Origin of the sequence: Streptomyces griseorubiginosus, from assembly GCF_001514195.1 — a bacterium.
Lineage (GTDB): Bacteria > Actinomycetota > Actinomycetes > Streptomycetales > Streptomycetaceae > Streptomyces > Streptomyces griseorubiginosus.
Genome location: NZ_KQ948734.1, coordinates 518,353 through 539,187 on the forward strand (window position 1 = coordinate 518,353; position 20,835 = coordinate 539,187).

Genomic DNA, 20,835 nt, shown 5'->3' on the forward strand with positions numbered 1-20,835 from the left:
GTCCTCGGAGGCGGTTCGCTCCCTCCGAGGACCCGGCGCGCCTACTGCTTACGCGCCTCTCATGAGCGCCTTACGACGGGACGGTCGTACGTCGATGAGCCCCCGCGCCGGGAACACCGGCCCCCGCACCCTCGCGTTCGTCGAGAGCCCGGTACAGCTCCTGAACGTGCTGGAGTGGGCGCACGCCCACGCGCCCGGCGCCGAGCTCACCCTCGTCGTGCTGTCCCCGACCGACCCCATGACCCGCGGCCAGCTGCGCCGGATGGCCGAACTCGCCCGCGAGGAGGCCCACGAGGTCCGCTGGGAGGAGGCGAGGGGCGGCCCCGGGGCCCCCTTCCAGACCATCGGCGGCCTGGCGGGCATGCTCCGCAGGGCCGACCGTGTCGTCCTGGGCGACCCCTTCTCCCGCTACGTACAGCTCCTCCTGACCATCACCCGCGCCCCCGACCTGGTCGTCGTCGACGACGGCACGGCGACGATGGAGTTCGTCGCCCAACTGGCCCGCGGTGAACGCCTGGTGCGCTGGCACCGCAAGGGCGGCCGCCCGAGCCCCCGCGACCTCGCCTTCGCCCCGATCTCGGCGGCGGCCCGCAAGCGCCTGACGCCGGGGGAGGGCCGGGGAGTCGAGATCTTCTCCTCGATGCCGATGACGGAGACTCCGGCGGGAGTGACCGTGTCCGTCAACGCCTTCGCCTGGACCCGCGCCCGCTTCGGCCCGCCCCGCATCACCAAGGGCGCGGACATGGTGGGCACGTCACTGGTGGAGACGGGCGTGGTGGACGCCGACCGCTACCTGGAGGCGGTGACCGGCCTCGCCAAGACCCACGGCGCGACCCGGTACTTCGCCCACCGCCGCGAGGCGACCGACAAACTCCACCGGCTGGCCGTGGAGACGGGCCTGGAGATCGTCCGCCCCGACCTCCCCCTCGAACTGATCGCCCGCCGGGGCCCCATCGGCCGTACGATCCTCAGCTTCCCGTCCACGGTCGTCCACACCCTCCCCCTCGCCCTCGCCGGCACGGAGGTCCGCGTCTCGGTCTGCGACATCGACCCGGACTGGCTGACGGAGACGGCGTCCCCCCGGGCGCAGGGCTTCCTGTCGGGCGTCACGGGTTCGGCGAAGGATGTGCACCGGCTGTCGGCGGTGTCGGTGGCACCGGTTGTCTGAACCAGCACCCGTTGTCTGAAACACCGAGGGCGGCTCTCAGCCGGATCGTCTAGCATCGTCGTTCGCTTGTGCGATCTTCGATGAGAGATGCGACGGGGGATGGCTGGAGTGGACGAACCGCGGGAGGTCGTGGGGGAGTTCCGACGCAGGGAGCTCCTCGTTCCGGTGGTCGACGGCGCGCTGCTGTCGGCGGAGGCGGGCGGCATCCGCTGGCTGTTTGCGTTCACGGACGTCACCGCGCTGGAACGGTTCGCCGAGGCGAGAGGCGAGGACGTACCCGCATGGGTGCCGGTGTACGGCGCGCGTCTGCTGGACCAGGTGGTCCCGAGGGTCGACGGGCCGACCGGTGTCGCGGTGGACGCGGGCAGCGAGGCGGGATTCGTCCTGCCGCCGGTGACGGGGATCGTGCCGGACAGGGTGGCAGTCGACACGGGGGAATCGGCAGCGTGAGCGACGGCTACCAGGTCGATCCGGAGGCGATGGAACGGATCACCCGAGGCATCAACCAGGCCATGGCGGAGCTGAAGGAGTTCGGCTTCGACATCGAGGCGAACCTGGGCCGTGGCTTCGGCGACCTCTCGATGACGGGTCTGGAGGTCGGCGACGACGGCCTCCAGCAGGTCTTCGGGGACTTCTGCGACCGCTGGGGCTGGGGAGTGCGCTCCCTGATGCAGGACGCGAACGAGTTCGCCGGCCGGCTGGGCCTGTCGGCGGGGATCTACCACGAGCAGGAGCAGTACGTCTCCGACACCCTGAAGACGGTGTGGACCGCGGGTACGGGCAACCCGTACCTCTCTCCCGACGAGGTGAAGGAACGTTCCTGGTCGGAGACGCTGAAGGACAACCCCCTGTCCCAGGTGGCGCACGCGGACTACAGCGCGGAGTCCTTCACGTCCGGCCAGGACGAGGTGAAGGCGGCCTGGTCGCAGGCGGCGGAGGACGTGTCGACCTCGACGGTGACACCGGACGCGTTCCTCGATCCGCGGACGGACTGGCAGTGGGGCGGACCGCCCGACTCGGCCGAGAGTGAGGGCTGATGGGCTTCGGTGACCTGGTCGACGACTTCGGCGACGGTCTGGAGAGCGCGGCCGAGGGCCTGAACAAGGGCGTCGGCGAGGCGGTCGGCTGGGGCACGGACAAGGCGGCGGGGCTGCTGTCGGACGTGGGCGCGGACGGCGCGGCCGAGAAGGTCCGCGACTTCGGCGAGAGCGTCGACAACCGCCTGGGCGGCACGGTCGCGGAACGCGCCCTGGGCGAGACCGAGGACCCGAGGGAACTGATCCACGGCAGCGCGGGTGCCCTCCGCGAACGGGCAGGTCACCTGCGGAAGTTCGCGGCGGCCTTCGAGAACGTCGGCCAGGGCATGCGCTCCCTCGACCCCGGCGAGTGGCGCGGCCGGGCGGCGGACGCGTTCCGCGCGAAGTTCGACGTCCAGCCGAAGCAGTGGCTGACGGCGGCGGACGCGTGTACGGCGGCGGCGGGCGCGCTGGAGTCGTACGCGGAGACGGTGAGCTGGGCGCAGGAGCGGGCGCGGGCGGCGATCGAGACGTACCGGGCGGCGCAGGACGCCTCCCGGCGGGCGGCGGACACGTACGAGGCACAGGTGTCGGCGTACAACCAGGCCGCCGACCGCTACAACGCGACCGCCGAGGCGGGCGGCGACCCGGGCGTGAAGCCCACGAAACCGAGCGACTTCGTCGACCCCGGGACGGCGGGCCGCGAGGAAGCACAGGAGATCCTGACCCACGCCCGCCGCCAGCGCACGGACATGGCGCAGGACGCCCGCCGCAAGGTGGCCGCCGCCCTGCAATCCGCCCCACCGAAGCCGGAGTTCACCGACCGCGTGGGCGCGGACGCGGCGGACCTGTTCGTAGGCACCCAGCTCAACTCGGTCCACGTCCTGGGCGGTTTGGTGCGGGGCGGCACGGACGTCCTGAAGCTGGCCCGCACGGTGAACCCGCTGGACCCCTACAACCTCACCCACCCCGGCGAGTGGTCGAAGAACTCCTCCATGCTGCTGGCAGGGCTGGTGGGCACGGCGGCCCACCCCGAGCGCCTGCCGATGTCGATCCTGGGGACGGGGTGGTCGAGCGATCCCGGGGACGCGATGGGGTACCTGGCGTCGAACCTGATCGGCGGGAAGGGCGCGGGGGGTGTGGGCCGGGCGGCGCTGAAGGACGCGTTGCGGGGGGCGGCGAAGGACGCGGCGGCGGGAGCGGCGCGCAACGGCACGCGTCGCGGGCTCATGGACGTGGCCCGGGAACTGAAGTGCAAGGTGTTCGGCAGCGACCCGATCGACATGGCCACCGGCCGCATGTCGCTGCCCCAGACGGACGTATCGCTCCCGGCACGGCTTCCCCTGGTCTTCACCCGCCAGTTCGAGTCGTCGTACCGGGCGGGCCGCTGGTTCGGCCCGTGCTGGACGTCGACGGCCGACCAGCGCCTGGAGATCGACGCCGAGGGGGTCGTCCTCGTCCGCGAGGACGGCTCGTTGCTGGCGTATCCGCACCCGGCTCCCGGTGTGCCGGTGTTGCCGCTGGCGGGCGAGGGTCACCCCCTGACGGTCGACGAGTACGGCGACTACACGGTCACCGACCCTGTGGCCGGTCGCGTCTGGGACTTCGCCGGACCGGGCGGCGACGGCAACGGCATCGCCCTGCTCTCCCAGATCATCGACCGCTCCGGCCAGTGGCTGACGTTCGAGTACGACGACGAGGGCGCCCCGACCGGGATCGTGCACTCGGCCGGCTACGACCTGCGGATCGAGCGGTCCGAGAACCGGATCACGGCCCTGCACCTGGCCGCCGGTCCCGATGACGCCATCGAACTGGTCCGCTTCGGCTACGACGCCGGAGGCCACCTCTCGACGGTGACGAAGTCCTCCGGCCTCCCCACCCGCTTCACCAACGACACGCTCGGCCGGATCACCGCCTGGACGGACACGAACAACTCCTCGTACCACTACGCCTACGACGACGAGGACCGCTGTGTCTCGCAGGGCGGCGAAGCGGGCCACCTGAGCTACACGTACACCTACGGCGACCCGGACCCGACGACCGGCCACCGGATCGTCACGGCGGTCAACTCCCTGGGCCACAGCACGCGTTACGAGATCACCAAGAACGTCCAGGTGGCCGCGGTGACGGCCCCGGACGGCTCGACCACCCGCACCACCCACGACCGCGCCCACCGCCCCCTCACGGTCACCGACCCACTCGGCCGAACGGTGAGCTACACCTACGACGAAGCGGGCCGCACGGTCCTGGCGATCCGCCCGGACGGCCACTACACGAGCGTCGCGTACGACGCCCAGGGCCTGCCGATCACGGTGACCGGCGTGGACGGCAAGCGAGTTGAGCAGCAGTTCGACGAGTACGGCAACCGCACGGCCGTGACGGACGCCTCGGGCGCGACGACCCGCTTCACGTACGACGACCGGGGCCACCTGGCATCGGTCACCAACGCCCTCGGCAACGTGTCGCGTGTGCGCTGCGACGCGGCAGGCCTCCCGCTGGAGATCACCGACCCCCTGGGCGCGGTGACCCGCTATTCACGCGACGCCTTCGGCCGCCCGGTCCGGATCACCGACCCGACGGGTGCGGTGACGGACCTGGAATGGACGGTGGAGGGCCGCCTGTACCGCCGTACGGCCGCGGACGGCACGACGGAATCCTGGACGTACGACGGAGAGGGCAACTGCACAGCCCACACGGACGCGTCGGGCGCGGTCTCCCGCTACGAATACACCCACTTCGACCTGCTCGCCGCCCGCACGGGCCCGGACGGCGTCCGCCACGAGTTCACACACGACACGGAACTACGCCTCACACAGGTGGTGAACCCACAGGGCATGACATGGAGTTACACCTACGACGCGGCGGGTCGCCTGATCTCGGAGACGGACTTCGACGACCGCACGCTGACGTACACCCACGACGCGGCGGGCCAACTGACCTCCAGCACCACGGCCTCCGGCGAGTCGATCCACTTCACGCGGGACGTCCTGGGGCAGGTGCTCCGCAAGGACGCGGCCGGGGCGGTTACGACGTACGCGTACGACATGTCGGGCGCCTTGGCGGGGGCGACGAGCCCGGACGCGAGGGTGACTTGGGGAAGGGACGCAGTCGGCCGCGTGCTCTCGGAGACGGTGAACGGCCGCGCGCTCACCCTCACCTATGACGTGCTGGGCCGCCGCACCAGCCGCACCACTCCCACCGCTGCGACGACGACGTGGACGTACGACGCGTCGGGCAACCCCACTGCCATGGTGGTGTCGGGCCGCCCCCTCACCTTCACGCACGACGAGGCGGGCCGTGAACTGACGCGCCACATAGGCGAGTCGGTGACCCTGACGCAGTCCTTCGACCCCTTGGGCCGCCTGACGAAACAGGACTTGGTGGGCCGGGCAGGCACCCGCCTCCAGCACCGCACGTACACCTACCGCTCCGACGGCAACCTCACGGCCATCGAGGACGTGAACGGCCGGCGCAGCTTCGACTTGGACGCGGTGGGCCGTGTGACGGCGGTCCACGCGGCGAACTGGACGGAGACGTACGCGTATGACGAGGCGGGCAACCAGACGTCCGCCTCTTGGCCGACTGACCACCCGGGCAGCGAATCGACCGGCACCCGGGAGTACGCGGGCACCCGCATCACCCGAGCCGGCTCCGTCCGCTACGAACATGACGAAGCGGGCCGCATCACCCTCCGCCAGAAGACCCGCCTCTCGCGCAAGCCGGACACGTGGCGCTACGAGTGGGACGCGGAGGACCGCCTGACGTCGGTGACGACTCCGGACGGCACGCGCTGGCGCTACCGCTACGACCCCCTGGGCCGCCGCACAGCGAAACAACGCCTGGCTCCGGACGGCGAATCAGTCCTGGAACAGGTGGACTTCACCTGGGACGGCACAACGCTCTGCGAACAGACGACGAGTTCCTCCTCCGTCCCCCACCCGGTAACCCTGACCTGGGACCACCAGGGCCTGCACCCCCTGTCCCAAACGGAACGCATCACGTCGGCAGAGGCCCCGCAACAGGAGATCGACTCCCGCTTCTTCGCCATCGTCACGGACCTGGTCGGCACCCCGACGGAACTCATCGACGAACAGGGCGAGATCGCCTGGCGCAAGAGAAGCACCCTGTGGGGCGCAACAGCGTGGGCAGCCGACAGCACGGCCTACACCCCACTGCGCTTCCCGGGCCAGTACTACGACCCCGAGACGGGCCTGCACTACAACTACTTCCGCCACTACGACCCCGAGACGGCCCGGTACACCACCACGGACCCTCTCGGAATCGGCCCCGCCCCGAACCCCAGTGTCTACGTGCACAACCCCCACACCTGGACCGATCCTCTGGGACTGGCACCGTGCAATCTGGATTTCGCCAATCGGAAAGAGGCATTCAACGCGGCGAAGGACAGGGCCGGAGTCCCACGCAGCCAACAGCCTTCTCGGCAGTGGACCGTCGGTGATGATCCCGCACAGCGCCACCGGGTCAGCAACTACGTGTACGATCCGAATCCTGGTTCTCATGGGCGTTACTATCAGTATGAAACGCCCGAGGGTATACGGGTTGTCGTGGAGCATACGAGGGACCCGAACGCTCCGAATCCGCACTTTCATGCGGGGCAGCCGAAATTGGGCGAGCTTACGGAAAATATGATGGGTCGACGCTATCAGCAGGTCGGAGAGAAGCATCACTTCTACTACCCTGGGGAAAGTTAGTGGCTAGCAATGAGCTGCGGTTGAAGTTGCAGCGGAGAAGGGAAGAAGAGCAGGCTTCTGGAATTGCAGAGTCACTTACGGGTGCACGCACACTTGGATACGTGCAAGATGATGAGATTCCTGACTGGGTGCGTCTGAAGGTTTCTGAATGGATGCGTTCCGATTCCTCGCCGGACTCGCGAATTGATGACGAGGTCCAAGACAAGGTCGATCGATGGATCGAAAAATTCGCCCATGACTCAGGTGTCGGGAAAAGATTTTATTGCAGGACCGGCTTGGTTTTTTTCCCGTGGCTTGACTGTGAAGTGGATGACGGAGATTGGGTACGGGAGCTTCGCCTGGCCATCGGTAACGACCTGGTCATTGTTTCCCGTGACAAGAAAGTGGCTGTGGCCTTCTTCCAAGAGGAGTATGAGTATCTAGCTTTTTCTATGGCGCAATGAGCATGAGTAACGATGAGTTCGATGTCGTGATCACGCTGGTCAGTACGGTCGGCGTGATGGTGGAGGCGCAGGGGTTCGAGGGATTCGTAGACCTCAGAAAGCATCCCTCTTGGTGGGATGGTGCAGATTCGCCCCAGATCGGGGACCGACTGCACGTTGTCGTCCTGGATGACTCAAGAACGCCTCCGCGCCTCAGCGCGCTCCAGGATGACATCGAAATTTCCAGGAGGGCTCGAGGTGGGGGTCCATGATGCTCACCGCAGGTGGGGTTCTGATCAGTGACTGCTCAGGTGGCTTGCCGTGGAGAAGAGTCGGCCTCCCGGGCTATCGGGGTTGCCAGGCCCGTACGAGATCCTCCGGCCCCCAATGCGCGGTCAGTGGCAGTCCGTCGGCGACACCGCAGCGTGACACCGCGACACGCGGGGTGTCGGGATCGGTTCCGGGGACGGCGAGCATGTCGCGGACGAGGGCGTCGTAATCGTGGTGGTTGAAGGGCTGGTTCTCGAGCCACTTGACAGAACCGACGAAGTGCACCTGCCGGGCCACCGGTTCGCGGTCCGCGCCGACGAGATCGATCTCGGGGTTGTTCTGCCGGTTCCACCAGCCGCCGACGGCCTCGGTCTCGGGCCACTCCTCGTCGGGAAGCACGCGAAGCAGCGACTCACGGATCAGCGGCTCGACGGCGCGGCCGCGCCAGGTGGGCCAGGACCGTTCGATACGTTCCAGCGCCACATCGCCACGGCCACGCTCGATCAGCGGGATCGCACGCTGCAAAAACGCCAGCCAGAAGCGCAGATACGGGTCGGCGGTCCGGTAGCGCTTGTTCTTGCTGTCCGGTTTGACGGACAGCGGGAGGTCGGCTGTCAGAACTCGCTTGTCCTGAAGGGTCGCCAACAGCGGGGAAAGCGTGCCGGACGGCAGCGCTCCACCACCGCCGGCCTGCGCGGCGATCGCGCTGAACGTCCGCTCGCCACTGCCGACCGCTTCCAGTACGGCCCGTGAGTGCGACGCCTCAGGGAACTCGCCCAAGAGGGAGAGCTCGCCGGCCACCAGCAGGGGAGACAGGGGGTTGGTGACGGAAGCCCGGAGGAAGTCGGTACGGCTCATTCCCGGACGCCATGACTGCACGATCTCAGGGAAGCCCCCGGTGATCAGCTGCGCATCCACCGCGTCTGCCGCGTCCAACTCGGTCATGGCTTGCACGTCGGCCAGGTTCAGGGGTCGGACGGTCATCTTCGTCGCCCGACCGAAAAACGGCCGTCCGTACGACTGCAACGACTCCATCACCGACACGTCGCTGCCGACGAGCAGGAGCAGCACCGGCTTCGTCGACAGGTGGCGGTCCCAGACGGTCTGGAGCGCGCCCTCGAATTCCTGGTCCTGCTCGACCAGCCAGGGCACCTCATCGATAACGGCGATGCTGGGCGAGTCGTCGGCAACCGCAAGCGACAGTGAGCGCAGGGCCTGGTTCCAGTCCTGCGCCTGGAGACCGGCGACCAGTTCCGCCGCCGGCAGCGGGGACTGCGCAAGAATCGCGGTGAACTCGGCACGCTCGGTCACAGGGTTGCGGCCCCTGGTGGCCTGAAAGACCACATACGGCACCCCCGAGCGGTCACAGAACTCCTGGACCAGCCGGGACTTCCCGACCCGCCGTCGGCCCGTCATGATCACGGCCCGACCCCTGGTGGCGCCACTGCCCTGCATCACCGACTCGAGCTGCTCACGCAAGTGCGCGAGGTCTGTGGCCCGACCACGGAACTCCACGAAAGCGACCTCGCTTAAGGTAGATCCAATCTTACGTAGATTGAATCTTACTTTAGCCATGCCAGCCTTGCCAGCACGTCCGAAGCCGTCCTACGCCGGTTTCCTCGCCACCAGGTATGCCCGGGACAGCTTCTCCTCGCCGAGGGGCTCTCTGAGGACGCGGAGGACCACCTCCAGGCCCGCCTCGGCCAGCGGCTCTGCCACCGCCTCCGGTGCGCGGAGCCAGTAGTCCAGGGAGATCTTGTGGCCGAAGCGTTCGTCGAGGTGCATGCGGGTGCCGCCGGGCTCGTACTGGAAGCCGATCAGGGCGTGGGCGCCGGGGGCGAGGACTCGGTGGAACTCCGCGAAGGCCGTCGGGAGGTGGTCGTCGGGGACGTGGATGATCGAATAGAGGGCTGTGATGCCGCCGAGCGTCTCCGACGGCAGGTCCAGCGATGTCATCGAGCCCACGTGGAAGCGGAGGTCCGGGTGAGCCCGGCGAGCGAGTTCCACCATCTTCGGGGAGACGTCCACGCCGAAGACCGGGACACCGAGGTCGTGGAGCGCCGCGGTCACGTGTCCCGGGCCGCTGCCGACATCGGCCACCGGGCCCTTCCCCTGCTCCTGCACCAACTCCGCGAAGCCGGTGATCTGGGCTCTGTCCAGCGTGGGGATGCCGGCCCAGTCGGAGAACTGCTCGGTGTAGGGCTCGGCGATCGTGTCGTACGCGGTGCGGGTGGCCCGTATGAAGTCGGGGGTCTCGGCGTTCACGGGCTGCACCCTAGTAGGGCGTCACAGGGTGGCGGGTGGAGTTTCCCTGACGGTCATCGGGGGTTGGGGTGTGGGGACTTCAGAGCTTCGAGGAAGGTCGTGAAGGTATCGGCCGGGAAGGTGAGGGTGGCCCTGGTCGGGGTCTTGGAGTCGCGGATGGCTATCTGGGTGGGGCGAATGGCGATCTCTACGCAGGCGTTGCCGTCGCCGCCGCCGGAGTAGGACGACTTCCGCCAGTGCTCGCGTGTGCTCATCAGATACCTCACAGTTCCTTGGCCAGATTGTGGATCAGGTCGCGTGACTGTTCGGGGTCGAGTGACGCAGCTTCTACTCTACGGAAGAGTGTTCGGAATACGCCGAGTTGGGCCTCGGTGTCGATGAACGCCGTGCTGTGGGGTCCGTCGCGGACGACCGTGTCCAGTTTCGGGATGTTGCCACCGGCGTAGATCATCGCGCTGCCGGTGTCGTCGAAGCGCTCCAAGGCGAATGGGATGACTCGCACGGTGATGTGGTCAGCTTCTGAAAGCTCCAGGATGCTGGCGAGCTGGGTCTGTGAGGTGGCCCGGCCGCCGACCCTCATGCGTAGTGCTGCTTCGTGAATCACTGAACGGTAGGGGGTCGGCGTCGGCCCTTCGAGGATCACTCGCCGCTGCCTGCGATGCCGTACGCGCAACTCCCGGTCTTCGGTTGAGAGTTCTGGGATGCGGGTCGAGAAGAGTGCCCGTGCGTAGTCCTCGGTCTGTAGGAGGCCGGATACCTGCAGCAGGTCCACGTCCCAACGGAAGGTGGCGTTGTGTTCCAGCTCGGCGAGGTCCAGGAACGGCCGGGGCAACTGGTCCCGGTACTCCTCCCACCAGCCGCGCGTCCGGTCGGTGGCCATCTGCACCAGGGCTGCGATCAGTTCCTCGTCGGTGCAGGCGTAGTTCGCTGCCATGCTGCGCAGGCGTTTCTCGCTCACCCCGGTCTGGGCGAATTCGATCTGGCTGATCTGGCCTGAACTCACCCCGAGCAGGGCTGCCGCCTCCCGTCCACTGAAGCCGGCCTCCTCTCGCAGCCTGCGAAGTTCGGTTCCCAGTCGCATCTGCCGTGCGGTGGGTTCCGGCCTCAGTCCCGCCATGGGGTGCTCCTCGGAATCAACACGCCCACGGGCGCGACTCGTTCGGGTCCAGTTTACGCGGTTTGATTGCAAGACCTGGAATTCCAGGTCTACCGTCAGTCACGTAACGCACACTCTGCGGAAGTGCACCGCTCTGTCCTGCCGTGACTGAGGCGGCACCGCCACCGCGCCCAAACACCCCTACCACTGAAGTGGAGTTGATCCGTGCCCGAAAACGAACCCTGGGAGTACACCCTGTACATCCCCAACGACCCCCGAGCTGTCACCGTCGCCCGCCGAACCCTCCGGCTCATCCTCACGATGCACGGGCTGATCCGGCTCGTCGACACCGCTGAACTCCTCGCCGCCGAGCTGGTCTCCAATGCCGTACGGCATACGAAAGGGCCCGCTGCGTTGAGGGTGCGGTGGTCGGCCGGGGTGTTGCGGATCGGGGCCTGGGATGCGGATCCTCGACCTCCCGAGCCGCCCGGGGAGTTCGGGGTGATGGAGGAGGGCGGGAGGGGGCTCGCGATGGTCCAGGCCTGTGCGGATCTGTGGGGGTGGCAGCCGTTGGCCCGGGGTGGGAGTCGGGGGAAGTTCGTGTGGTGTGAGCTGGGTGCTGCCTAGCCTTGGATGTGCTGTCGGACCGCCCGCTTCTTTCGCAGTGTCGTGCCTCCGTGAGCCGAGTAAAGGGCGCTCCCGCGTCGCCTTCGGCGATGGCCCTCCGGGCCACCCTTGATTCGGCTCACTCCAGCACGGGGGAGAAGCGAGCGGGCGGCCGGGGGAGGGGCGGGGGTCCGGTGGGTTGGCTCTCGGGTCGTCGAGGTGGGGGCCGGGGTGTCGGGTGCGCGGTCGCGTGTGATGTGCGCTGAGGCCCGGTTCGGCGGCGAGCGGCCCGTGGGTGTCCGGGGCGGGCGGGCCGTGGGTGTGCACGGCTGGGCGGGCTCAGCCGGGTAGGTGAATCATCTCAAGCGGTCGCGACCCGGCCGGGGCGCCAGCCGTAGTGACGTAATCCATAAGCGGAGGTCGCTGGTGTGTGAGGGGCTGGCCCACCGCGCCGCTCACCTGCGACATCGCCCCCCACATCCGGCCGTGACCGTTCCGGTACGTCGTCCCCGGCTCGCCCCCGCCCCGTTCCGATCCCGTTTCGACAGATGAACAGAACCACCGGGGGTATGCGCAGCATGGTATGTGTGGGAAAAGAGGTTCCTACCCACCTCAAAACGTATCCATGCGTCGCGCGGCCGAATTTTCTTCCCGGTGAGGGTTGAAGTTTTGTTGATCTCGGGTCGGTTGGTCGCCCCGGCGTCCTACCCTTTAGAGGGTGAAGCAACTGATGTCACTGGAGTCCGAGGTCGATCTGCCCGGGGAAGCCGTGCTTCCCGGCGTGCTGAGTGACGCGCTGCACGCCGAACTCGTCCACTTCCGTCGTGACCTGCACATGCACCCGGAACTCGGCAACCAGGAGTTCCGTACCACCGCGGCGATCAAGGAGCGGCTGGAGCGGGCCGGGCTGAAGCCCCGCGTGCTGGCCATGGGGACCGGGCTCGTCTGTGACATCGGCGAGTGGGACGGGCAGCGGCCCATGCTCGCGCTGCGGGCCGACATCGACGGACTGCCCATCCCGGACACGAAGACCGAGTGCTCGTACCGGTCGACGGTGCCGGATCGCGCGCACGCCTGTGGGCATGACGTTCATACGACCGTCGTACTGGGGGCCGGTCTCGTGCTCGCCGAGCTGGACAGGAAGGGGCTGCTGCCCCGGCCCGTACGGCTGCTCTTCCAGCCCGCCGAGGAAGTGCTGCCCGGCGGCGCCGCCGACGCCATCGACTGCGGGGTGCTGGAAGGCGTCGGGAAGATCATCGCCGTGCACTGCGACCCCCGCGTCGACGCCGGGAAGATCGGGCTGCGGACCGGTGCCATCACCTCCGCCTGCGACCGGCTGGAGATCGCGCTGAACGGCCCCGGCGGGCACACCGCCCGGCCGCACCTCACCACCGACCTCGTCACCGCCGCCGCCCGCGTCGTCACCGACGTGCCCGCGATCGTCGGCCGGCGCGTCGACACCCGGGCCGGGCTCGCCGTGACCTGGGGGCGGATCGAGTCCGGGCACGCTCCGAACGTCATCCCGCAGCACGCCGAGCTCTCCGGGACCGTGCGCTGCCTGGACCTGGACACCTGGCGGCTGGCCCCGGACGTCGTCGTGGCCGCGATCGACGAGGTCGCCAATCTGCACGGGGCCAAGTCCGAGATCAACTACGTGCGCGGTGTCCCTCCGGTCGTCAACGACGCCGAGGTGACCGGGCTGATCCGTGCGGCCATGACGGCCCGGCGCGGAGCCGACTCCGTCGAGAGCACCGAGCAGAGCCTCGGCGGCGAGGACTTCTCCTGGTACCTCCAGCAGGTGCCGGGCGCCATGGCCCGCCTCGGGGTGCGGACGCCGGGTGAGCGGACCGTGCGCGACCTCCACCAGGGCGACTTCGACGCCGACGAGTCCGCGATCACCGTCGGCGTGGAGATGTTCACGGCGGCGGCCCTGCTCGACGCCGCCCTCTGATCCCACCCTGAAGCCTCTGCTCCCACCCTGAAGGCCTCTGATCCCGCCCCGACGAAGACGAACGGCCCCCTCGGGGGCCGTTCCGCCGCCCGGCGCAACATGCTCGTAAGCCAATCGTGCACTCTTCGCAATCCAGGTGTGCGAAGGCCGAAGACCCTCAGTTCAGACGCTGTTTGCCTCGAATCGATAACGGCTTCGGAAGAGGTCTGTTTCCGACATCTACGCGCGTTACGATGCCGCGAAGCCGACGCCGCAGGGGCGTCCAGGCCCGAGCACTGGCATGGTGCTCACATGAAGCGCCGACAAGGCGCTCAGGTCAGGTGAAGGAGCCTCCCGTGCGCCGGGTAGCCAAGCTTTCCGCTGCGTGTATCGCGACCGCAGCTCTCGCACTGACTGCCACCGCGTGTGGCAGCACCTCCTCCGAGAACGACAGCTCGTCCTCCTCCTCGTCTGGCGGCGGCAAGGGCGGCATCAAGATCGGTCTCGCCTACGACGTCGGCGGTCGTGGCGACCGTTCCTTCAACGACTCCGCCGCGCGCGGTGCCGACAAGGCCGCGAAGGAGTTCGACGGCTCCCTCAAGGAGCTGACCGCCAAGAGCTCCGACACCGAGGCCGACCGCGAGCAGCGCCTGACCGACCTGGCGGACGCCGGCTACAACCCGATCGTGGCCGTCGGCTTCTCGTACGCCACCTCGGTCGACAAGGTCGCCGCGAAGTACCCGAAGGTCAGCTTCGGCCTCATCGACGCCGTCGCGAAGGCCAAGAACGTCGACAGCATCACCTTCACCGAGGAGCAGGGTTCCTACCTCGCCGGTGTCGCCGCGGCGCTGAAGACCAAGAAGGACCACGTCGGCTTCATCGGTGGCGTGGACACCCCGCTGATCAAGAAGTTCGAGGCGGGTTACGCCCAGGGCGTCAAGGACACGAACCCCAAGGTCAAGGTCGACGTCCAGTACCTGACCCACGGCTCGGACTTCTCCGGCTTCGCCGACCCGGCCAAGGGCAAGGAGGCCGCGTCCGGCATGCTCGACAACGGCGTGGACGTGATCTACGCCGCGGCCGGCTCCTCCGGCAACGGCTCGATCGAGGCCGTCTCCGGCGTCAAGGGCGCCTGGGCCATCGGCGTGGACTCGGACCAGTACAACATCCCGGGTCTGAGCAAGTTCAAGAACTCGATCCTGACCTCCATGGTCAAGAACGTCGACGTCGGCGTCTACGACTTCATCAAGTCCGTCCACGAGGACAAGCCGCTGACCGGCAACCAGATCTACTCCCTCGCCAAGGGCGGTGTCAGCCTCTCCACCAGCGGTGGCTTCATCGACGACATCCAGCCCAAGCTGGACGAGGCGAAGAAGAAGATCGTCGACGGCACCATCACGGTCAAGACCAGCTGACCTGACGGTTCCCGCCGGAACCCGGGCTCGGCGAGGGGGCCTCGACAGACCCCCTCGTCGAGCCATAACAATGTGTCAACTCTACGCGTGTAGCATGGAGTTGCCGCGCTAGCGTCGCCGACGCCTGCCCTCCCCTACGCAGCCCCTTTTCCCCGAGGAGAGTGCGCCATCAACGCGTCCAGCCCTCCCGCTGCCGTCGAACTGCGCGGCATCACCAAGCGATTCCCAGGCGTCGTCGCCAACAAGGACATCGACATCACCGTCCGCACGGGCACCGTGCACGCCCTGTGCGGTGAGAACGGTGCCGGCAAGTCCACCCTGATGAAGATCCTCTACGGCATGCAGCAGCCGGACGAGGGCACCATCACGGTCAACGGCGAGACGGTCACCTTCCACACCCCCGCCGACGCCATCGGCCGCGGCATCGGCATGGTGCACCAGCACTTCATGCTCGCCGACAACCTCACCGTCCTGGAGAACGTCGTCCTGGGCGCGGAGAAGCTGTACGGCATCGGCGCCAAGGCCCGCGCGAAGATCCGCGAGATCTCCGACGCGTACAGCCTGAACATCCGCCCCGACGTCCTCCTGGAGGAGCTCGGCGTCGCCGACCGCCAGCGCGTGGAGATCCTCAAGGTCCTCTACCGCGGCGCCAAGACCCTCATCCTCGACGAGCCCACCGCCGTCCTGGTGCCCCAGGAGGTCGACGCCCTCTTCGACAACCTGCGCGAGCTCAAGGCCGAGGGCCTCACCGTCATCTTCATCTCGCACAAGCTCGGCGAGGTCCTGTCGGTGGCCGACGAGATCACCGTCATCCGCCGCGGCACCACCGTCGCCACCGTCGAGCCCGCCGGCACCACCTCCAAGCAGCTCGCCGAGCTGATGGTCGGCAGCGAACTGCCCACCCCGGAGACCGAGGAGTCCACGGTCACCGACGTGGCGCTGCTCCAGCTGGACGGCCTGCGCCTGGCCCAGACCGACCTCGACGGCGTCGAGCGGATCATCCTCGACGACATCTCCTTCACCATCCACAAGGGCGAGGTCCTCGGGATCGCCGGCGTGGAGGGCAACGGCCAGTCCGAGCTGGTCGAGGCCATCATGGGCATCCGCACCCCCGACGCGGGCACCGTCACCCTCGACGGCACCGACATCTCCCACGTCCCCACCCGAAACCGCCGCGAGGCCGGCGTCGGCTACATCCCCGAGGACCGTCACCGCCACGGCCTGCTCCTCGAGGCCCCGCTGTGGGAGAACCGCATCCTCGGCCATGTCACCGAGAAGCCCAACTCCCGCGGCCAGCTCCTCGACATCAAGGGCGCCCGCACCGACACCGAGCGCATCATCCAGGCGTACGACGTCCGCACCCCCGGCATCGACGTCACCGCCGCCTCCCTGTCCGGCGGCAACCAGCAGAAGCTGATCGTCGGCCGCGAGATGAGCCACGCGCCCAAGCTGCTCATCGCCGCCCACCCCACCCGCGGTGTGGACGTCGGCGCGCAGGCCGCGATCTGGGACCACATCCGCGAAGCCCGCCGCGAGGGCCTGGCCGTGCTGCTGATCTCCGCCGACCTGGACGAGCTCATCGGCCTGTCCGACACCCTGCGGGTGATGTACCGCGGCCGACTGGTCGCCGACGCCGACCCCGCCACCATCACCCCCGAGGAGCTGGGCTCCGCCATGACCGGCGCGGCCAGCGGCCACCTGGAGCACGCAGAGGGCTCCACGGGCGGCTCCGCAGCGGTCTCCGCCGAGGACGACGAGGACGACGCCCGATGAACAAGCTGACCCAACGCATCGACAAGGAGCGGCTGCTCCTCGGCATCGCGGCCCCGCTGCTCGCGGTCGTCGCCGCGCTCGTCGTCACCACCCTGGTGATCCTCGCCACCGGCAAGAACCCGTTCGACGCCTTCAGCGACATGGTGACCTACGGCACCGCCAGCGACAGCCAGGTCTACATCCTCAACAAGGCGACGACGTACTACCTGGCGGGTGTCTCGGTGGCCATCGGCTTCCGGATGAACCTGTTCAACATCGGCGTCGACGGCCAGTACCGCATCGCCGCGTTCTTCGCCGCCGTCCTCGGTGGCGCGCTGACCACGCCGGGCTGGATCTCCATCCCGCTGATCATCCTGTGCGCCATGGCCACCGGTGCCCTGTGGGCGGCCATCGCGGGCGTCCTCAAGGTGACCCGCGGGGTCAGCGAGGTCATCTCCACGATCATGCTGAACTCGATCGCCACCGCGATCATCGCCTACCTCCTCCAGCCCGGAAAGCTCGCCGAGCTCCAGGCGGGCGGCACCGTCGTCTCCACCAAGCCGCTGCCGGAGTCGTCGTACTTCTTCCAGATCGACACCGGCGCCGCGGGCGAGCTGTGGGGCTTCATCGTGATCGCCGTGATCGTCGGCATCGCGTACTGGTTCGTGCTCGGCCGCACCCGCTTCGGCTTCGACCTGCGCACGGTCGGCCAGTCCGAGTCCGCCGCCTCCGCGAGCGGTGTCTCGGTGAAGAAGATGATCGCCACCAGCATGGTGATCTCGGGCGCCGTGGCCGGCCTGATCGGCATGCCGACCCTGCTCAACGACAGCCACCAGTTCAGCAACGACTTCCCCGTCGGCATCGGCTTCACCGGTATCGCCATCGCCCTGCTCGGCCGCAACAACCCGGTCGGCATCGCGCTCGGCGCCCTGCTCTGGGGCTTCCTGGAGCGCACCACCAACCACCTGGAGTTCGAGGGCTACGACAAGGAGATCCTCGGCGTGATCCAGGGCGTCATCGTCCTGTGCGTCGTCATCGCCTACGAGGTCGTACGACGCTACGGACTCAAGCGTCAGCAGCAGCGGGTCGGCGCCGAGCTCGCCGCCCAGGCCGCCACCCCGACCCAGAAGCAGGAGGTGGCGTGATGACTGCCACGATGACCGACACGCCGCCCCCCGCGGCCCCCAAGGCGGACTCCGCCGCCCGGTCGGGCCGCTCGCTCGGCCAGATCCTGATGATCGTCGCCGGCGCGCTGCTGCTCGTCGCCGCGGTCCGCGTCATCTCCGGCTCCGACCAGCTCACCTCCGAGGGCCAGGTCTCCGCCGCCCTCAGCCTCGCTGTGCCGATCGGCCTCGCCGGCCTGGCCGGTCTGTGGTCCGAGCGCTCCGGCGTGGTCAACATCGGCCTCGAAGGCATGATGATCCTCGGCACCTTCGGCGCCGGCTGGATCGGCTGGCAGTCCAGCCCCTGGCTCGGCCTGCTGTGCGGTGTCGGCTTCGGCGTCGTCGGCGGTCTGCTGCACGCGGTCGCGACCGTCACCTTCGGCGTCGACCACATCGTCTCCGGTGTCGCGATCAACCTCCTCGCGCTCGGCACCACCCAGTACCTCGCCAAGCTGTTCTTCGTGGACGGCAAGGCCGCCGCGGAGGGCGGCAACCCCAAGCAGTCCCCGCCCGTCGACTCGCTGCCCAACTTCGACGTACCGGGCCTGTCCAGCGGACTGCACTCCATCGAGAACCACCACTGGTTCCTGATCTCCGACATCGCCGGCATCCTCGGCGGCCTGGTCACCGACCTGTCCGTGGTGACGGTCATCGCGGTCCTGCTGTTCGTCGGCAGCTGGTGGCTGCTGTGGCGCACCCCGTTCGGCCTGCGGCTGCGCTCCTGCGGCGAGAACCCGATCGCCGCCGAGTCCCTCGGCGTCAACGTCTACAAGTACAAGTACATGGCCGTGGCCGTCTCCGGCGGCCTCGCCGGCCTCGGTGGCGCCTTCCTCGCGCTGGTCACCTCGCACAGCTACCTCGAAGGCCAGACCGGCGGACGCGGTTACATCGGTCTCGCCGCCATGATCTTCGGCAACTGGCGGCCCGGCGGCCTCGCCATGGGCGCGGGCCTGTTCGGCTACTCCGACGCGCTCCAGCTGCGCAACGGCGGCGAGACCGTCCACGCGCTGCTGCTCCTGCTGTTCGTGCTGCTCCTGGCGATGGCCGGCTGGAAGCTGTACAAGAAGGCGCACTGGCAGGGCGGCATCAGCCTCCTGGTGGCCGCGGGCGTCCTGGTCTGGTACCTGGTCACCGACGAGGTCCCGAGCGACTTCGTGGGCGCCACCCCGTACGTCGTGACCCTGCTGGTGCTGTCGCTGTCCGCGCAGCGCCTGCGGATGCCCAAGGCGGACGGCATGCGCTACCGGAAGGGCCAGGGCAAGTGACGGGCGTCGACTGGGGGGCACTGCGGGCGGCGGCCCGGGACGCCATGTCCCGGGCGTACGCCCCCTACTCCGGCTTCCCGGTCGGCGTCGCCGCCCTGGTCGACGACGGCCGCACCGTCACCGGCTGCAACGTCGAGAACGCGTCCTACGGCCTCGGCCTGTGCGCCGAGTGCGGTCTGGTCTCGGAGCTGCAGAACACCGGGGGCGGCCGGCTCACGCACTTCACCTGCGTGGACGGCAGGGGCGAGGTGCTCGTCCCGTGCGGCCGCTGCCGCCAGCTGCTCTACGAGTTCGGCGGCGCCGATCTCCTCCTGGAGACCCCGGAGGGGATCCTGCCGCTGTCGGAGATGCTCCCGCAGGCCTTCGGGCCTGAGCATCTCACCAAGTAATTCCCGGAAGGAAAGCCCTGCATGGCCATGGACGTCATCTCCGTCATCCGCACCAAGCGGGACCGCGGCGAACTCAGCGACGAGCAGATCGACTGGGTCATCGACGCGTACACCCGCGGGGAGGTCGCCGACGAGCAGATGTCCGCGCTCGCGATGGCCATCCTGCTCAACGGCATGAACCGCCGCGAGATCGCCCGCTGGACGGCCGCGATGATCGCCTCGGGCGAGCGGATGGACTTCTCGTCGCTGTCCCGCCCGACCGCCGACAAGCACTCCACGGGCGGTGTCGGCGACAAGATCACGCTGCCGCTGGCACCCCTGGTGGCGGCCTGCGGCGCGGCGGTTCCCCAGCTCTCGGGCCGGGGCCTCGGCCACACCGGCGGCACGCTCGACAAGCTGGAGTCGATCCCCGGCTGGCGCGCGCTGCTGTCGAACGAGGAGATGCTCTCGGTTCTGGACGGGACGGGCGCGGTGATCTGCGCGGCGGGCGACGGCCTGGCCCCGGCCGACAAGAAGCTGTACGCCCTGCGGGACGTCACCGGCACGGTCGAGGCGATCCCGCTGATCGCCTCCTCGATCATGTCGAAGAAGATCGCGGAGGGCACGGGTTCGCTCGTGCTCGACGTCAAGGTCGGCACCGGCGCCTTCATGAAGACCATCGAGGACGCGCGGGAACTGGCGTCCACGATGGTGGGCCTGGGTACCGACCACGGCGTCCGGACGGTCGCGCTCCTGACGGACATGTCGACCCCGCTCGGCCTCACGGCGGGCAACGCCCTCGAAGTCCGCGAGTCGGTGGAGGTCCTCGCGGGCGGCGGCCCCTCGGACGTCGTGGAGCTCACCGTCGCGCTGGCCCACGAGATGCTGGCGGCGGCGGGCATCCGTGACGCCGACCCGGCGAAGGCGCTGGCCGACGGCTCCGCGATGGACGTCTGGCGCCGCATGATCGCGGCCCAGGGCGGCGACCCGGACGCGGAACTGCCGGTGGCGCGCGAGCAGCACGTCATCAAGGCGCCGTCCTCGGGCGTCCTGACCCGCCTCGACGCCTACGGCATCGGCGTGGCCGCCTGGCGCCTCGGCGCGGGGCGTGCCCGCAAGGAGGACCCGGTGCAGGCGGGCGCGGGCGTGGAGATGCACGCCAAGCCGGGCGACACCGTGACGGAGGGCCAGCCCCTGCTGACCCTGCACACGGACACCCCGGAACGCTTCGAGTACGCCCTCGAGTCGATCGAGGGTTCCTACGACATCGAGGCGGCCGGTACGGCGTTCACGGCGTCGCCGGTGGTGCTGGAGCGCATCGCCTGAGCTGGAGCTTCCTCATTCGGGTGAACGGGATCGGTGGACCATCGCCGGTCCCGTTCGGCAT

At 68.7% G+C, this 20,835-nt stretch carries 17 protein-coding genes; 13 read left to right on the top strand and 4 right to left on the bottom strand.

The genetic code is table 11. The features are described from left to right. Positions 1–94 precede the first annotated feature (94 nt). The 5 genes from AQJ54_RS02370 (at position 95) to AQJ54_RS45550 (ending at position 7,339) form a co-directional block, all read left to right on the top strand. A complete protein-coding gene (locus AQJ54_RS02370; protein ID WP_062233389.1) occupies positions 95–1,168 on the top strand; it encodes a hypothetical protein in 1,074 nt (357 codons plus the stop codon). Positions 1,169–1,267: 99 nt separating this feature from the next. After that, the gene (locus tag AQJ54_RS02375) at positions 1,268–1,618 is read left to right on the top strand and encodes an SseB family protein (RefSeq protein WP_342781923.1); all 351 of its coding nucleotides are present in this window, start codon (positions 1,268–1,270) and stop codon (positions 1,616–1,618) included. Next, positions 1,615–2,205: a hypothetical protein gene (locus AQJ54_RS02380; RefSeq protein WP_062233392.1), complete on the top strand. Its 591-nt coding sequence runs from the start codon at positions 1,615–1,617 to the stop codon at positions 2,203–2,205. The genes AQJ54_RS02375 and AQJ54_RS02380 overlap by 4 nt, the downstream gene beginning before the upstream one ends. After that, positions 2,205–6,896: a putative T7SS-secreted protein gene (locus AQJ54_RS02385; protein ID WP_062233395.1), complete on the top strand. Its 4,692-nt coding sequence runs from the start codon at positions 2,205–2,207 to the stop codon at positions 6,894–6,896. Before AQJ54_RS02380 ends, AQJ54_RS02385 begins: the two co-directional genes overlap by 1 nt. Then, positions 6,896–7,339, top strand: coding sequence for a hypothetical protein (locus tag AQJ54_RS45550; RefSeq protein WP_159055498.1), 444 nt, complete (start codon positions 6,896–6,898; stop codon positions 7,337–7,339). The genes AQJ54_RS02385 and AQJ54_RS45550 overlap by 1 nt, the downstream gene beginning before the upstream one ends. 324 nt (positions 7,340–7,663) lie before the next feature. Here the strand turns inward: AQJ54_RS45550 and AQJ54_RS02395 are convergent, their stop codons facing one another. From AQJ54_RS02395 to AQJ54_RS02410, 4 genes are all read right to left on the bottom strand, one after another. Continuing rightward, positions 7,664–9,103 carry an ATP-binding protein gene (locus AQJ54_RS02395; RefSeq protein ID WP_062233400.1) on the bottom strand — a complete coding sequence of 480 codons (1,440 nt, stop codon included), beginning with the start codon at positions 9,101–9,103 and terminating at the stop codon, positions 7,664–7,666. A gap of 90 nt (positions 9,104–9,193) precedes the next feature. After that, positions 9,194–9,853, bottom strand: coding sequence for a class I SAM-dependent methyltransferase (locus tag AQJ54_RS02400; protein WP_062234838.1), 660 nt, complete (start codon positions 9,851–9,853; stop codon positions 9,194–9,196). A gap of 53 nt (positions 9,854–9,906) precedes the next feature. Beyond that, a complete protein-coding gene (locus tag AQJ54_RS02405; RefSeq protein ID WP_062234840.1) occupies positions 9,907–10,107 on the bottom strand; it encodes a DUF397 domain-containing protein in 201 nt (66 codons plus the stop codon). Positions 10,108–10,115: 8 nt separating this feature from the next. After that, positions 10,116–10,970 carry a helix-turn-helix domain-containing protein gene (locus tag AQJ54_RS02410; RefSeq protein ID WP_062233403.1) on the bottom strand — a complete coding sequence of 285 codons (855 nt, stop codon included), beginning with the start codon at positions 10,968–10,970 and terminating at the stop codon, positions 10,116–10,118. A gap of 204 nt (positions 10,971–11,174) precedes the next feature. Between AQJ54_RS02410 and AQJ54_RS02415 the strand changes: the two genes are divergently transcribed. The 8 genes from AQJ54_RS02415 to AQJ54_RS02450 all read left to right on the top strand — a co-directional run bounded on the left by AQJ54_RS02415 (position 11,175) and on the right by AQJ54_RS02450 (position 20,774). Further along, positions 11,175–11,576, top strand: a complete 402-nt coding sequence (locus AQJ54_RS02415; protein WP_062233406.1) for an ATP-binding protein — start codon at positions 11,175–11,177, stop codon at positions 11,574–11,576. A 709-nt stretch (positions 11,577–12,285) separates the two neighbouring features. Next, on the top strand, positions 12,286–13,506 hold the full coding sequence (locus AQJ54_RS02420; RefSeq protein WP_062023702.1) for a M20 family metallopeptidase: 1,221 nt from the start codon (positions 12,286–12,288) through the stop codon (positions 13,504–13,506). Positions 13,507–13,841: 335 nt separating this feature from the next. Continuing rightward, positions 13,842–14,900, top strand: a complete 1,059-nt coding sequence (locus tag AQJ54_RS02425; protein ID WP_062023704.1) for a BMP family lipoprotein — start codon at positions 13,842–13,844, stop codon at positions 14,898–14,900. A gap of 168 nt (positions 14,901–15,068) precedes the next feature. Next, the gene (locus AQJ54_RS02430; protein ID WP_079069699.1) at positions 15,069–16,673 is read left to right on the top strand and encodes an ABC transporter ATP-binding protein; all 1,605 of its coding nucleotides are present in this window, start codon (positions 15,069–15,071) and stop codon (positions 16,671–16,673) included. Further along, on the top strand, positions 16,670–17,797 hold the full coding sequence (locus AQJ54_RS02435; RefSeq protein WP_030316887.1) for an ABC transporter permease: 1,128 nt from the start codon (positions 16,670–16,672) through the stop codon (positions 17,795–17,797). Before AQJ54_RS02430 ends, AQJ54_RS02435 begins: the two co-directional genes overlap by 4 nt. Then, positions 17,797–19,080, top strand: a complete 1,284-nt coding sequence (locus AQJ54_RS02440) for an ABC transporter permease (protein WP_062023705.1) — start codon at positions 17,797–17,799, stop codon at positions 19,078–19,080. Before AQJ54_RS02435 ends, AQJ54_RS02440 begins: the two co-directional genes overlap by 1 nt. Continuing rightward, positions 19,077–19,469 (top strand): cytidine deaminase, encoded by a 393-nt coding sequence (locus tag AQJ54_RS02445; protein WP_062233408.1) that lies wholly within the window; start codon positions 19,077–19,079, stop codon positions 19,467–19,469. The genes AQJ54_RS02440 and AQJ54_RS02445 overlap by 4 nt, the downstream gene beginning before the upstream one ends. A gap of 21 nt (positions 19,470–19,490) precedes the next feature. Beyond that, positions 19,491–20,774, top strand: coding sequence for a thymidine phosphorylase (locus AQJ54_RS02450; protein WP_062023709.1), 1,284 nt, complete (start codon positions 19,491–19,493; stop codon positions 20,772–20,774). The last annotated feature ends 61 nt before the right edge of the window (positions 20,775–20,835 follow it).

Bases quoted from the DNA above. Each gene is read 5' to 3' on its own strand.
- AQJ54_RS02440 (WP_062023705.1), top strand. From the start codon at position 17,797: ATGACTGCCACGATGACCGACACGCCGCCCCCCGCGGCCCCCAAGGCG.
- AQJ54_RS02410 (WP_062233403.1), bottom strand. From the start codon at position 10,970: ATGGCGGGACTGAGGCCGGAACCCACCGCACGGCAGATGCGACTGGGA.
- AQJ54_RS02450 (WP_062023709.1), top strand. From the start codon at position 19,491: ATGGCCATGGACGTCATCTCCGTCATCCGCACCAAGCGGGACCGCGGC.
- AQJ54_RS02385 (WP_062233395.1), top strand. From the start codon at position 2,205: ATGGGCTTCGGTGACCTGGTCGACGACTTCGGCGACGGTCTGGAGAGC.
- AQJ54_RS02420 (WP_062023702.1), top strand. From the start codon at position 12,286: ATGTCACTGGAGTCCGAGGTCGATCTGCCCGGGGAAGCCGTGCTTCCC.
- AQJ54_RS02375 (WP_342781923.1), top strand. From the start codon at position 1,268: ATGGCTGGAGTGGACGAACCGCGGGAGGTCGTGGGGGAGTTCCGACGC.
- AQJ54_RS02405 (WP_062234840.1), bottom strand. From the start codon at position 10,107: ATGAGCACACGCGAGCACTGGCGGAAGTCGTCCTACTCCGGCGGCGGC.
- AQJ54_RS02370 (WP_062233389.1), top strand. From the start codon at position 95: ATGAGCCCCCGCGCCGGGAACACCGGCCCCCGCACCCTCGCGTTCGTC.
- AQJ54_RS02435 (WP_030316887.1), top strand. From the start codon at position 16,670: ATGAACAAGCTGACCCAACGCATCGACAAGGAGCGGCTGCTCCTCGGC.